The following is a 14,410-nucleotide window of genomic DNA, read 5'->3' on the forward strand; positions in this document are numbered from 1 at the left end:
AGCAGTATCCCATAAAGTGTGTAAGTAAAGTTATTCTCATATTAAAAGCACACTTATTATGGAACCAAAAGATTTATTGACTGATGAAACACTAAAGCACAAAAATGGCATAATTTATAAGAGTTTCAGAAGTTTTCGAGCGGAATCACCCGCATCAAGTTTGGTGGGTAAATTTTCAGATTTGAATTCCGCAACCCCTTACAAAATCACACATTCAACCTTGTGCTTCATACAAAAAGACTCCCAAGACTCATAATAACTTCTTAAAAAACAATTCTGTTGCCAATCAAAATAATATCCTTACATTTGGACCGACTGTACGTGCGGTCAGTATTTGAAAATAGATTTTATGGATAAGAGAGAACAATTAATAGATATAGCAACAAAACTTTTCTCTGAGAGAGGTTACGAGAATACACCTCTGTCAGTAGTATGTGAAAAAGCAAATGTTTCCAAAGGGCTTATTTCTCATCACTTTAAATCGAAAGATGGCTTATTAAGAGAGATTTTTCTAAAAACAACTGAATTGATTGTAGAGATAAACGAAGTGGATAAGAAGAATAAGAATCCTAATGAGCAACTCGTAGAATTATTGGAATCTTTTTTTACTCAATTGGAAGTAGATAAAATGTTCTTTCAATTCAGTTTAAATACGATGTTACAACCACGAACCAGAGAGGTACTCAAAGATTTAATCAGTGAGAGAGCAACTTTTATTTTAAAATCAGTGACAAGTATTTTCCATAAACTTGATAAAGCAAAAGCAAATATTCTAAGCTATATGTTTATTGCAGAACTGGATGGTATAGCTATAAATTATTTAGCAGGCGGCATTGATCTTCCATTATCTGAACTCAAACAACATTTAATTGAAAAGTATAAGAATTAATGGAAATAAGAGAATTAAGAAATGAAGATATTGATGTTGTAGTTGAGCTTTGGTACAATGTTTCTGTACAAGCACATAGTTTTGTCCCAAGTGATTATTGGGAAAAGAATAAAGAAGCTATGGCAACTCAATACTTACCAGGCTCAGAATGTTATTTAGCAATAAAAGGAGAAAAAATTGTTGGATTTGTTGCGATGCTTGAAGACTACCTTGCTGCAATATTTGTTCAGACCAATATGCAAGGATATGGCATAGGGAAAAATCTTTTAGACTTTATTAAAAGTAAAAGAGAAACAATCCAACTTAAAGTGTATAAAAATAATTTCAATAGTATTCAATTTTATAAACATCAGGGGTTCAATCTTCTTTCGGAATCCATTGAGGAAAGCACAAACGAAGTTGAATTATTTATGGAATGGAAAAAAAGTAAGACAATGAATTTTATTAAAACTGATATTACAGAAACAATTAATGACTTAAGGTCGCAGTTATACAAAACATTAAACGCTCCCATTGACGCAATGTGGGAACAGCTTTATATAGCTTCTTCACAGCATTACCTTATCAAAGACAAAGAAACGTTAGGCTATTGTTGTATTAACGACGAAGGTTGTTTAACTCAAATATTTCTGACAAAAAACTATCTATCATTGATGGATAATGTGATTAAAGAACTAATTTTAAGCGGATTGATTAAAACAGCAAGTCTGAGTTCTAATGAACCTGTGGCATTTAATGCTTGTATGTTTCATTCAAAATCAGTGAAGACAAACACCTTTTGTTTTCAGCATTTGAATAACGAAGTAGAGGTTGATGAAAACCTAAATATCAAATTAGTATCAACAGACGATATTCCTTTAGTAAAGTTATTTCTTAAAGAACAAGTTGGTATGGACGATACTTTTGGATATACGGAGAACCTTGTAACAAGAAAAGAGATTTTTATGCTTAAGGAAGCTGAAACAATCGTAGCAACAAGTGAATGCCGATTGAGCGATTCCCAACCAGAAATAGCAGATTTGGGAATTATAGTAGATCGTAATTATCAAGGTAGAGGACTTGCAACACAAATAATGAAAATGCAAGTAAACAGAGTGCTGAAATCAGATAGAAAACCGATTTGCTCAACGACATTGGATAATATTGCTTCTAGAAAAGCGATTGAAAAATCAGGATTTTATTGTTCAAATATCATTTTCGATATTAATTTTAAAGATGATATTTAATAGAAAGTATTCAACACAATCGAATAGCCCGCCCCGCTAGTAATCACTAGCAGGGAGAGGCTTTCACACCACCTTTATATTTACATTATTAAATTAGATAAGAATTTAAGTTATCCGAAAGAGTAAAGGTGAACTAGTCACACCACTTAGCTATGGGCTAATGCTGCGGTATCAGTCCTTTACTCTTCTTGTTGAATTGAACCAATTAGAATTTTAAGTTTCCAGGCTTATTAAAGGTTTGAGCATGTTCAACACCTCGGCTAACCATTTTTTTACTCACTAATAATGTAAGACATGGATTACAAATGGTTTATAGGAATTGATATTTCTAAGAAAACATTAGATGTGGTTCTTTACAAAAAGGAACTCCAGAAAAAATCTCCTTATTGTCAAATCGCCAATGATGCTAAAGGATTTAAAACTCTAACTAAATGGCTAAAAGAGCAAGGTGTAAAACTAAAACACACCTTATTCTGTATGGAGCACACTGGAATATATGGTATAGAATTAGCTAAATTCATAAGTAATAGAGCTAATTATTGCTTTGAATCTCCACTGCATATCAAACGTTCTTTAGGTTTAACCAGAGGTAAAAATGACAAGATTGATGCCTTTCAAATTGCTCGTTTCTGCTATTTACACCGAGAAGAACTTATCCCTAAGAAGATTCCTTCTAAGACCATGCTTACACTGAAAGCCTTAATCAATGAACGAGAGCGGTTAGTCAAGGTAAGGACAATGGACAAAATAGTAATCAAAGAATTAAACTGTACGGAAAACAACACTTGCATCTGTAGAGCAAAAATAAGAATAGACTTATTGTCGCAAGATATTACCCAAATTGAAAAAGAAATAGAGGAGCTTATTAAGAGTGATTTAGAAATTGATAGAAACTACAAGCTTGCAAAAAGCGTTACAGGTATTGGTCTTGTAAATGCTGTGATGTTTGTTTTATTCACCAATAACTTCACTTTAATTAGTAATGCTAGAAAATATGCGTGCTATTCAGGCATAGCGCCTTTTGAGCATTCATCTGGCACCAGTATAAAAGGAAAAACAAGAGTCTCTAAACTCGCCAACAGTAGGATCAAGGTCAATTTGACCAATGGAGCCAGGTCGGCAATAATTAACGATCCGGAAATAAAACTCTATTACAAAAGAAAAACGGAAGAAGGGAAAGAGCATGGAACGGTAATGAATGCCGTTAAATTTAAACTAATCACAAGAGTTTTTGCTACAATAAAAAGAGGGACTCCATATGTGAAAATGAGACAAGCAGGCTAAATATCTTCGGGCAATATGATCTTGAGGGAGTTGTTCGGCTCCTTTTATGCAGATTCGATACCTGTGTAAAAGGAAAAGGTATGCTGTAAAAGATGCATGCCTCAGTGATAAAAATAGTCGGTATAAAAATCACCAGCTATCATTATTCGGCAACCTTAAAAATTCAAAATAATTCATAGGAAAATTTGTTTCTATCTTAGAATACCGTACGTACGGATCTCGTATACGGCGGTTCGTTAAGTTATAGAGAATAGTAAATCACGTCTTACAGGCGTGATTTGTTTGTAAATGTCGAGCATAGATTCGTACTCTCGCTTTTTCAAACGATCAAGAGTAATGGTAGTTCCTAGAATCGGGCTCTGAGCAATAGCCCAGCCACCCATTCGAGAGCGAGACCATGCATAGGCTTGACCTTGCTGTATGCCCAAGCGGATAAGACTTCGTTTTTTAGAAAAATAGTATCTTTAGCCGTCTTGTCTTTATTGCTTCTATTGGGCAATCAGTTCAATATGATTGGAGTATTTAGAAAGACTTTTAAAAGAGCATCAAGTAGAAACAAAAGCTTCGAGAATTGCATGAGGAAGAAAAAGACCACACGAACAACACAAATAGTTAGAATATTTTTAGCGAGTGGAAGTATCATCTCTTTATTTTTTGTCCCCTGGATTTTGGTATGGGCTTGGCTATTACCTCTTCCCAATACGGTTCAAGAACAAGTTAATGAAGCTCTCGGCCACGGTTTCGATGGAATGATAGTTTACGTAGATGAGGCTGGAAAAGAACCCGCATTTTATGCAGATGGCTGGCACAATAGAGAGACAAAAATTCCTGCCAATCCCAAAGCCTTGTTTAAAATTGCCAGTATTAGCAAGTTATACGATGCTGTTGCCATCGCCAAACTGGTAAATGCCAAACGTCTGTCTTTAGATAAAACGCTGGCCGATTATTTCCCCGAGCTCGTGGGAAGAATTGAAAATGCAGAGAGAATTACTTTACGAATGATGGTGCAGCATAGAAGTGGCATTCCAAATCTAACCAACACTCCTAATTTTTGGATAAATCCACCCAAAACGAGTCAGGAAGCTCTTGAACGAGTGCTCGATTTGCCGGCTACATTTGCACCGGGAGAGGATTATGAATATTCGAACACCAATTATTTACTGATTTCAGAACTTATTAAAAAAGTGTTGGGATACAGTAATTTACAATATGTTAAGGAAGAAATACTAGAGCCATTGCATCTCACGCATACTTATGCTTCGCTGAGTGATGTAAATATAGATGATTTGATGGGTGGTTACTATGTTGGTGTTGAGGAGGATATTAAAACGACCGATTATGGCTCGATGATAGCAAGTGCCGAAGATGTAGGAATTTTTTTACGGGCGTTAAACGATGGCTCATTGCTGACCGATGCTGAACAGAAAATTTACTCTTCCATTTATGTGTACAATCATACAGGATTGATTCCTGGATATCAAAGCATTGCGAAATACCATCAAGACATTGATGCTGTTGTTGTTCAGTTTGTGAATACCACTGATTTTGACGGATACGAATGGAATTTGTCGGAAATTGCCTACAGTCGGATTGTAAAGATTTTGAGAAGGGAAAAAATGCGTGGCAACTAGTTGTTTGTGTGGCAGAAAGCAAGCTTGCACAACTAAATAAGAATTATGAAATTAGAAACAAGTCGACTTATACTAAGACAAATCGCTCAATCGGATCAGAAAGAAGTATTTGAATACCGCTGCAACCGAGAAATTAATAAATATCAAGGATGGATTCCGGAAACTCTTGCTGATGTAGAATTATTTATAGAAAAAACTGCGAAGCAAATTAACGAAGCAGGGACTTGGTTTCAATTTGTGATGGTGGAAAAAACCTCCCAAAAAGTAATCGGTGATTTGGGAATTCATTTTATGGGGCAAGAAAATTTGCAAGTTGAAATAGGCTGTACATTAAACCGATTGTTTCAAGGCAAAGGCTTTGCAACCGAATCGCTTACTTGTGTGATTGATTATTTGTTTTGCAAATTGAATAAGCACCGAATAGTGACTTCCATTGATCCAAGAAATACAAATTCCATTGCATTGGTAGAAAGAGTCGGTTTTCGAAAAGAAGCTCATTTTAAGGAAAGTTTGTTTTGTAATGGAGAATGGCTCGATGATATGGTGTATGCAATCACCAGAAAAAATTGGGAAGGTAAAAAGGAAAGCGTCACAACTGTCGAATTTCCAATTTTAATTACAGATCGGTTTGTATTGAGGCAGTTTACAAGTGCTGATTTGGAGAATGTATTCAAAGGATTATCGCACCCAGATGTGATTAAATACTATGGCATTTGTTTTAACAGTTTGGAAGCAACAAAAGAACAACTACGATGGTTCAAAGATTTGGAAGAAAATGGAAGCGGAATATGGTGGGCCATCTGTTTGAAAAATGATTCTGCTTTTATTGGAGCTGGAGGATTTAACAATCTGGAAAAGGAAAATCGAAAAGCAGAAATTGGCTTTTGGTTGTTGCCTGAATACTGGGGAAAGGGAATTATGAAGGAGCTTATGCCCGTGATTTGTGAGTACGGTTTTAAGAACTTGGGACTGCATCGAATCGAAGGTTTCGTTGATTCACAAAATACAAAATGTAAAAAAGGATTGGGGAAAATTAATTTCCACTACGAAGGCACCATGAAAGATTGTGAGCTTAAAAATGGAGAATACATTAGTTTGGATATTTTTTCGGCGATATACAGCAAAGAATAAAATAATTGCTCCATTTGTATTATTTGATTCCCTTTCCAATGATTGTCGTCAAAAGAAGGTTTTATTGCTAATTTATTGGATTTAATAGCAGGTTAAGTTTGTTAAAATCAACCGATTGTCGAATGTTCGTTCTTTGTGTTTCTAAAGGAGCCAAGCATGGTAAGGATATTTTAAAATTTTTGCTTCTGCACGTATTTGAAAGTTTTGTACATTTAACTCCCTGAAATACCTATATACTTTAGCTTACCCAATATTTAAATAACAATGAGAAAATTAGGATTGATAGGAGGAACATCATGGCACTCAACTATTGAATATTATCGATACATTAATGAATCAGTAAATGCACATTTTGGAGATAATACAAATCCTCCTTTACTGGTTTACACGCTTAATCAGTCGTTAGTACATCGATTTCAAGTGGAATCAAACTGGGACGGGATAGCCGAATTACTTATAGAAACAGCTAGAAGTCTAGAGAAAGCAGGAGCAGAAAGTGTAATGTTTTGTGCCAACACTCCACATAAAGTTTATACTACAGTTGAAGCGGAAATCAATATCCCAATAATTCATATTGCTGATGCAACCTCGGAAGCCATTAAATCTAAAAAGGTAAATAAGGTGTGCTTTTTAGGCACAAAATATTCTATGCTTGAGGATTTTATTACCCAAAGAATCGAAAATCAGAATATTGAAGTTCTTGTTCCGCAAACAAATCAGATAATTGAGGAGTTACATCGAATCATTCAAAAAGAACTGACCTATGGAACTATTCTTCCAGAATCTAAAAAATATGTAATTAGTGTTATTCAAAACTTAGTCGACAGTGGAGCAGAAGGGGTTGTTTTGGGATGTACTGAGTTTCCTCTGATGATAAAAGAAGCTGATTTAGAAATTCCTATTTTTAATACAACCGAAATTCATGCAAAAGCAGGAGTGAATTTCATTTTGAAAGACCTGAAAAAATAAAAAGAAATGAATAGAGCCATAAAATTATTGATACTGATTATTGGAAGTGGGCTGTATCACCAATTTGCATTAGGTCAGCAGAATACTACAAATCCTTCAAGAGTAAAAAATGAAATCGAATTTACCGTTAAGCCTTCAACTACAGATTCAACAATAAAGGCTTCCGATTATCCTCATTTGGTGATGTACGATGCTTCAATCCCTCAAGCTAAGTTGTTTTTATTTTTGCCTGGAACAAATGGAATTCCTGAAAAAGGACCCAAAGAACTATTTAAAACAGCTATTCAGCAAGGCTATCGGGTAATTAACCTTTCTTATATAAACAAACAAGCCGTTGCGGGTGTTTGCAAAGGAGAAAATTTGGTAAATGATTGTGATTGTACCGAGAAATTTAGAACACAGAGAGTTTTTGGTACCAAAATGACCACATTGATTCCTGATGAACCACAAGATGCAATTGTACATCGCCTTACAAAACTAATCATGTATCTCAACAAAATTGATGAGAAAGGGAATTGGGATATGTATCTTGAAAATGGATCTATAAATTGGAATATCATTACTGTTGCGGGACAATCTCAAGGAGGAGGAATGGCCGCTTTTATTGCTAAACGCGAACTTGTAAATAGAGTAATTACGTTCTCGGGAGGATGGGATTTCTCTAAAAAAAGTAAAATAGCAAAATGGTATTTTAATACAAGTATTACGCCACCAGAGCGTTGGTTTGGTACATATCATTCACAAGAACCGCGTGCTTCGGTTATTGACGAAACTTACAGAGCTATGGATATTCCAGAAAATCATATTTATCCATTAAATCTTAAAATACGTGAAGGCAAACGGGCTCATGGCGAAGGAATAAGAAATATCATTTATAAAGAACTATGGATTGAAATTTTGGGTGATGGACATATTAAGTAAGCTACCTGTTGCTTTGTGAAAGGAGCATCCGTTATTGGAACTCAATTCAATCTATGATTTGATGATCTCGTTTAAAGCATTAAATTTGTGTCTTAGCGTATTTTGGCTCACTACACACGCTATAAGGTACTGGTTTCAAAATCTTGATACAGCATATTTGCACCATTGTTTGGTGTTTATTCATAAAAAATTAAATTTTACAGCCCATTAAACAAAAATTCATGAAATTAAAATTATTATTTGTTTTTATATTCTCACTACTGATTACTACTCTTTTTGCACAGAGGGACTTCTCTAATTCTGATATCACTAAGGTAGTTATGCTTGGAACAGGAAACCCAAACCCAAGCCCATCTCAATCTGGTTGTTCGGTTGCCATCGTTGTAAACGATACTCCTTATGTCGTTGATTTTGGTCCAGGAGTAATTCGTCAGGCTGCTGCTATGAGTCCGAGATATGAAGGGAAAATAAAGGGACTTCGTGTCGAAAATATTAAACATGCTTTTCTTACTCATTTACATTCTGATCATACAACCGGTTACCCAGATTTGATTCTTACTCCATGGGTGATGGGTAGAGATGAACCACTTGAAGTGTATGGTCCGGAAGGGATAAATGATATGACCACTCACATATTGGAAGCCTACAACGAAGATATTAAGTACCGTTTGTATGGAAATGAACCTGCTAATAACCAAGGTTGGCGTGTTAATAGCCATGAAATTAAGGAAGAGGGTGTTATATATACCGATGAAAACATAAAAGTAGAAGCCTTTCCAGTACCACATGGAACCTGGCCAAATGCTTGGGGATTCCGTTTTACAACACCCGATAAAGTTATCGTCTTATCAGGTGATTCTGCGCCTTCAGAAAAAATTGTTGAATATGCTACGGGAGCAGATATTCTGATTCATGAAGTTTATTACAAAAAAGGTTTCGATGTAAGAAATGAATTCTGGAGGAACTACCATGCGCATAATCATACATCTACAGTAGAATTATCAGAAATAGCCAATAAAGCACAACCTAAATTAGTTGCATTGTATCACATATTATTTTGGGGTGCATCAGAAGAAGATTTGATGAACGAAATTTCGACAAAATATAAGGGAAAAGTTATTGTTGGCAAAGACTTAGATGTTTATTAAAAGAAAGGACTCAATAACGTCGCAGGTTTTAAGTTTTTAGTGCGTTTGGCAAATGAATCGAGAAGAATGATATTAGAAATAAATGGACTTCTAATTAGTCAGATTCCCCAAAACAGAAAGCAATCAATTTAAATGGTTTTTTTGGCATATGAATAAGGGTGTTCAAACAAAAATAACTCGTGAAATTTACGATCATATTTCTCTGAATAAGTTTAAATAATATCAGATAAATAGCTGACAATAAACTATTTTGGAATATATAAGGAGACATTATGACTCTAAAATTCAATCAATTATCGATTGTAATGCTGGGAGTAAGTGGTGCTGTAGGTACCGAAGCCTCAAACAAATTATTTCAATTCAAGAATATTAATCAGCTTACATTGCTTGGTAGAAAACTCATTCCTAATATAAATGCTGATTTTGTACAACAACACAAAATTAGTATTAGTGATAGTGGTTCTTATGAGGAATATGTAGAAGGTCATACAAGCGCTATTTGTACTCTTGGGGTGGGCGAACCTTCAAAATTAAGTAAAGAAGAATTTGTAAAAATTGATAAGATAGCTGTATTGGATTTTGCATTAGTATGTAAAAAAGCAGGGATCAAGCATTTTGAATTGTTATCTTCTGTAGGCATAAATCCAGAATCGACTTCTTTTTATTTACGAACAAAAGGCCAATTAGTAGAAGCGTTAATAGGATTAAATTTTGAGAGATTAAGCATTTTTCAATGATTTTAACTCCAACGAACAGATACGGAATTGCTCAAGCCATTACTTTGAAAGTTTGGCCAATTCTAAAGCCTTTATTTATTGGAGGTTTACGGAAATATCGGGGTGTTCCTGTGAATGTACTAGGGCAGGCGATGGCAAAAAATATTTTTAACGAGGGTGAAGGATACGAAATATTATAATGGGATGATTTTTATTCATTTACGTAAATAGACTTGCTACCTTTTTTTTATAAATATGGAGTCTCTGCACGATTATTAAATAAATCATGACAGAAAGTTTAGAGCAATTTATAAGAGATAATTTCACAAGTACTGAAAAGGAAATTGCTGAATTTGTTAGCTATTTTAAACCTGTAAAAGCAACAAAAGATGAGGTGATGCTTGAAAATGGGGAAGTCTGTCGCTATTTCTATTTTATAATAAAAGGATGTGTAAAAGCCTATTTTATTGATGCCAAAGGACAGGAATCAATTCGATACGTAGCCTTCGAGAACGGATTTATTTCCAACATACACAGTTTAATCAAGCAAATTCCTTCCAGCGAATTTATCCGCGCTGTTGAGGCGTCGGAATTGTTGGCTATTTCATATACCGATTTTAAATTCGCCTTGAGCAAGAGAAATCTCTTTAAGGATTTCTATATTAAAATGCTCGAAGCAACCTACCTAAATAATCATTGGCGCATCGAAACCTTTTTGCGCTTAGATGCCAAACAGCGATACGAGTATATGCTTACCAATAGTAAGCAGATGGTTCAACGCTTATCCAACAAAAACTTAGCTGGTTTTTTAGGTATCACTCAGGAAAGCTTGAGTCGCATTAAAGCAAAAAAAGTAGTTAAAAAGTAGCCTTGAATTTCTTTGCTTCGTTTCTTGTTTCAAGTTTCAAGACAAGAAATGATGTCGGGTTTGGGCGGAAAGCCCAATTGTTATATTTATTTAGGACAAGATTGGTTTTTATCATTTGTCAATGTTTTGGTAATTGTATTGTCGCATTTTTGTTCTACAGATTTAAAATACGAAAAAATGGATTATACAATTATACTAAAGAAAGTGGAGAGTGCACTCCTGTGGATTTTTAATGCCATCACGAATAAATTTACAGCGCCTTTCAGCAAACTAAAAGACAAATTTCCAATAATTGACAGATCTCCTCTGTTAAAATACAGTTTAATTCCTGTGCTAATTGCCTTGTTTTTTCTGCTTCGCTACATCATTAAGTTTCTTGTTAATGGGTTGGCTGCATGGACTTCTAATTTTGTTGGAGAATCGGCAGGTTACAGCATTTCTGAGAAAACAATTGTTCTATGCATTGCAGCTGTATTTATTGGCTCACGCATTATTTTGAAGCTGATAAATAAAAAAAAGGAAAATAGTAGCAAGTAGATTTAGAGTATGAAAGAAAAGAATAGTACATCGAAACCAATACGAAATTATTACGTCGATATTGCCGCATTTCTACCCTTTTTAATGCTCTTGATTACTGGAATGATCCTCTTGCCCTATCATGCAGGAAAAGTATATTCAGAAACAATTCTTGGGCAGGATAGAAGCTTTTGGCTCGAAACGCATATCGTCTTCGCCTTTACCTCACTTGTACTTATCGTGATACACTTCAGCTTGCACCTAAGCTGGTTTAAAAACTTGTTTTCAGGCGAAAAGAAAAACAAGTATTGGGTTCGAAACCTGATATTACTTCTCTTGTTTTTAGCGACCACGCTAACATCGATTATTCCATTTTTTCTAGCATCCGAATCGAAAAGTGTAAGCGTGCTATTAGGCATACACAATAAGTTTGGATTACTACTAATCGTATTCATTGCGATTCACTTGTTTGCCTACTTTAAGTGGTTGGAAAAAATGACAAAGAAAGTATTGGGTTCGTAATCGGCTTCGAGTAGAGAGGTATTGAAATGTTTGTAAGAAGGCATTCCCTCCACGTCTTCCATTAGCGAAATTGCTTTCGATTTTGAGTATCCTCATCATTTTAGTAAGCTGTTTATTGACGGTAAATTATTATATTGGAGCGAAATCATGTGCCTAAAAATCTTGCAGTATCGCTAAGCTGTTTTTTAAGATCTTATCGTACTGATTTAAATAGGAACACCATTTTCACCTTCCATTGTATATGAGCAAAACCGAAATATCAACCTACGATTTTAACAATAAGCAATCGACCTTAGGGATAGAAATTATTGATTTGAATAGAATCGTAACGAAGGAGGAAAAAGCCTTTAAAGCTCATCGCCTAAACTTCAATCAAATTCTCATTTTCACTAAGGGAAGAGGTGTTCATGAGGTTGATTTTCAGAGGATAGCCTACTCGGAAAATACTGTTATTCCCATTGCTATGGGACAGGTGCAACGTTTCATCTTTAATCCGGAAGTTCAAGGGTATGCGATCCTTTTCACTCCCGATTTTTTGGTGAAAGAAAACCTAGACTATGGCTATTTATACGATTTCACCATCTTCCTACACACGATCAGTCCTATTAGCAGCATTGCCAATCTAGCAATCTATACTATTGTTGATGAAATGATTTCGGAACAACAAAAAGGCTTGGTTTTTAATACAGGTGAATATCAACGAAACCTACTGAAAAATTTTCTTATCCAAATAGAACGTAATAAACGGGAGAGAACCGATATTGTATGTAACGATTCTTTAGATTTGTTCATGAATTTCAGGAAACTACTGGAACAGAATGTGAACTATAAGCTTCGGGTTGTTGATTTATGTGATCAGCTTAGTATTTCGCCGAAGCAACTGAATGCTAGTTTAAAATTGTACAACAATACCACAGCCAAGCAATATATCGAAGACCGTATTTTATTAGAGGTCAAGCGTCTGTTAGTCTACTCAGCTCTTTCCATTAAAGAGATCGCTTACGAAATAGGTTTCGACGATCCCACCAATTTTACCAAATACTTTAAGGCTCGCATGAAAATATTGCCTACCGACTACCGAAAACAGTATCAGTAAGCATTTCACCATTCAAAGGCACTTTTTTACCTTTTCGGATCTTGGGCAGTAGCCTACATTTGTAATGTTATTTTAATTCAAGAATTTATTAAAAACATTATATTATGAAGATTGCAGTAACAGGTGCAACGGGTCAGTTAGGACAACTGGTTGTTGAGCAGCTAAAAAAGAGAGTTTCAAATAGTGATATTATAGCCTTAGCTCGTAATACAGAGAAAGCAGCTAAACTTGGCGTAGAAGTTCGGGAGTTTGATTATAACAAGGCGGATACATTAACAGAATCACTTCAGGGAATTGACAATTTGCTGTTAATTTCGGGAAATGAGTTTGGGAGTAGAGCACAACAACATACAAATGTTATTCGTGCAGCGAAACAAGCCGGTGTAAAATGGATTGTTTATACCAGCCTTTTACGTGTCGACACAACCAGCTTGAACATTGCCGCTGAACATATCGCCACCGAAAAAGTGTTGAGAGAGTCGGGTGTTGAATATACTCTTTTGCGAAACGGATGGTATTCAGAAAACTACACCGCTTCTATTCCCGGAGCCATTGGTGGAGGTGCCTTTTTAGGGAGTGCCAGTGAGGGAAAAATTGCTTCTGCTCCGCGTGCCGATTATGCCGAAGCAGCCGCTATCGTCCTCAGCGATGAAAGTTACAAAGGAAAAACTTATGATTTAGCCGGAGATGAGTATTATACTTTATCTGATCTGGCCGCTGAAATCTCTAAGCAGGTTGATAAAACAATTCCATACAACAACATTCCGGAACAGGAATATGCCAACATCCTTAAAAATATCGGTTTGCCCGAATCTCTGGCTGATGGTCTTGCAAGTTGGGATGTGAGTGCTTCGAAAGGTGATTTGTACGATGAAACTCACCAACTTTCTGAACTATTGGGCCGACCTACAACACCAATTGCTGATTCTGTGAAAGCAGCAGTGGAACAGATGGCGAACTAAAGATTATAAATATAGAAAACCATCAGAATTCAGGTTTAATTGAAGAGAACAACTGCGAAATATGGTTGATTTTTCTTGTCATCTGAATTTTGATATTAAATAGGTAAACAGATGAAAAAAAATGTATTAGTAGCTTTTATTCTCCTTCTTTTTATGGGGACAAATTTTACAAGTTTTGCACAAGATTCTATGGTTAAAGGTACAGGAATGACTGTGGATAAAATTGTTGCTGAAAAACTAAAGGAAGAGCGCAACAAACAAAATGTGCTTGAATTTTTCCAACTTTTAATGGGAGACCACGATTATGAAGCTGCGGAAAAATATATGGGAGAGTATATTCAACATGATACAAGGGTAGTTGGAAATGGAATGCCGCCATTAAAAGAACTATTAACAACATCACCCCAATTTAAAAACAGACCCAAAGGAATTAAATTTAAACCAGCATATATATTGGCGGATGGTGATTTTGTTTACATGCAAAATCGGAAAAAGTTGCCCGGTAAAAAGGTCCTGATTCAGCATACTTTC

17 protein-coding genes are annotated in these 14,410 nt (G+C 35.3%); 16 read left to right on the forward strand and 1 reads right to left on the reverse strand.

Annotation, left to right across the window (positions count from 1 at the left end):
* Positions 1-349 precede the first annotated feature (349 nt).
* The 3 genes from ABYT26_RS16305 (at position 350) to ABYT26_RS16315 (ending at position 3,399) form a co-directional block, all read left to right on the forward strand.
* Entirely contained in the window at positions 350-889 is a 540-nt protein-coding gene (locus ABYT26_RS16305; RefSeq protein WP_372755840.1) for a TetR/AcrR family transcriptional regulator, read from the forward strand.
* Entirely contained in the window at positions 889-2,115 is a 1,227-nt protein-coding gene (locus ABYT26_RS16310) for a GNAT family N-acetyltransferase (protein ID WP_372755842.1), read from the forward strand. Before ABYT26_RS16305 ends, ABYT26_RS16310 begins: the two co-directional genes overlap by 1 nt.
* A 294-nt stretch (positions 2,116-2,409) precedes the next feature.
* Complete coding sequence (locus ABYT26_RS16315) at positions 2,410-3,399, forward strand: IS110 family transposase (RefSeq protein ID WP_372755844.1); 990 nt, start codon at positions 2,410-2,412, stop codon at positions 3,397-3,399.
* A 236-nt stretch (positions 3,400-3,635) separates the two neighbouring features.
* Here the strand turns inward: ABYT26_RS16315 and ABYT26_RS16320 are convergent, their stop codons facing one another.
* Positions 3,636-3,827 (reverse strand): hypothetical protein, encoded by a 192-nt coding sequence (locus tag ABYT26_RS16320; RefSeq protein ID WP_372755846.1) that lies wholly within the window; start codon positions 3,825-3,827, stop codon positions 3,636-3,638.
* Between the two features lie 147 nt (positions 3,828-3,974).
* On the opposite strand from ABYT26_RS16320, the gene ABYT26_RS16325 reads away from it, so the two are divergent.
* From ABYT26_RS16325 to ABYT26_RS16385, 13 genes are all read left to right on the forward strand, one after another.
* Positions 3,975-5,030 (forward strand): serine hydrolase domain-containing protein, encoded by a 1,056-nt coding sequence (locus ABYT26_RS16325; protein ID WP_372755849.1) that lies wholly within the window; start codon positions 3,975-3,977, stop codon positions 5,028-5,030.
* Between the two features lie 45 nt (positions 5,031-5,075).
* Entirely contained in the window at positions 5,076-6,161 is a 1,086-nt protein-coding gene (locus tag ABYT26_RS16330) for a GNAT family N-acetyltransferase (protein ID WP_372755851.1), read from the forward strand.
* A 264-nt stretch (positions 6,162-6,425) separates the two neighbouring features.
* The gene (locus ABYT26_RS16335) at positions 6,426-7,130 is read left to right on the forward strand and encodes an aspartate/glutamate racemase family protein (RefSeq protein ID WP_372755853.1); all 705 of its coding nucleotides are present in this window, start codon (positions 6,426-6,428) and stop codon (positions 7,128-7,130) included.
* A gap of 6 nt (positions 7,131-7,136) precedes the next feature.
* On the forward strand, positions 7,137-8,051 hold the full coding sequence (locus tag ABYT26_RS16340; protein WP_372755855.1) for a hypothetical protein: 915 nt from the start codon (positions 7,137-7,139) through the stop codon (positions 8,049-8,051).
* Positions 8,052-8,371: 320 nt separating this feature from the next.
* Positions 8,372-9,199, forward strand: a complete 828-nt coding sequence (locus ABYT26_RS16345) for an MBL fold metallo-hydrolase (protein ID WP_372755857.1) — start codon at positions 8,372-8,374, stop codon at positions 9,197-9,199.
* Positions 9,200-9,471: 272 nt separating this feature from the next.
* Entirely contained in the window at positions 9,472-9,936 is a 465-nt protein-coding gene (locus tag ABYT26_RS16350) for a hypothetical protein (RefSeq protein WP_372755859.1), read from the forward strand.
* The gene (locus ABYT26_RS16355) at positions 9,933-10,115 is read left to right on the forward strand and encodes a hypothetical protein (protein ID WP_372755861.1); all 183 of its coding nucleotides are present in this window, start codon (positions 9,933-9,935) and stop codon (positions 10,113-10,115) included. Before ABYT26_RS16350 ends, ABYT26_RS16355 begins: the two co-directional genes overlap by 4 nt.
* 86 nt (positions 10,116-10,201) lie before the next feature.
* Positions 10,202-10,783, forward strand: a complete 582-nt coding sequence (locus tag ABYT26_RS16360; RefSeq protein WP_372755863.1) for a Crp/Fnr family transcriptional regulator — start codon at positions 10,202-10,204, stop codon at positions 10,781-10,783.
* Positions 10,784-10,960: 177 nt separating this feature from the next.
* Positions 10,961-11,320 (forward strand): hypothetical protein, encoded by a 360-nt coding sequence (locus ABYT26_RS16365; protein ID WP_372755865.1) that lies wholly within the window; start codon positions 10,961-10,963, stop codon positions 11,318-11,320.
* Between the two features lie 9 nt (positions 11,321-11,329).
* Positions 11,330-11,821, forward strand: coding sequence for a DUF4405 domain-containing protein (locus tag ABYT26_RS16370; RefSeq protein WP_372755867.1), 492 nt, complete (start codon positions 11,330-11,332; stop codon positions 11,819-11,821).
* A 241-nt stretch (positions 11,822-12,062) separates the two neighbouring features.
* Positions 12,063-12,917: a helix-turn-helix domain-containing protein gene (locus ABYT26_RS16375; RefSeq protein WP_372755869.1), complete on the forward strand. Its 855-nt coding sequence runs from the start codon at positions 12,063-12,065 to the stop codon at positions 12,915-12,917.
* 104 nt (positions 12,918-13,021) lie between these two features.
* Positions 13,022-13,879 (forward strand): SDR family oxidoreductase, encoded by an 858-nt coding sequence (locus tag ABYT26_RS16380; RefSeq protein ID WP_372755871.1) that lies wholly within the window; start codon positions 13,022-13,024, stop codon positions 13,877-13,879.
* A 111-nt stretch (positions 13,880-13,990) separates the two neighbouring features.
* On the forward strand, positions 13,991-14,410 hold a 420-nt coding region (locus ABYT26_RS16385; RefSeq protein WP_372755873.1), incomplete at its 3' end, for a hypothetical protein.

It is taken from the genome of Labilibaculum sp., assembly GCF_041595635.1.
Classification (GTDB): Bacteria; Bacteroidota; Bacteroidia; order Bacteroidales; family Marinifilaceae; genus Labilibaculum.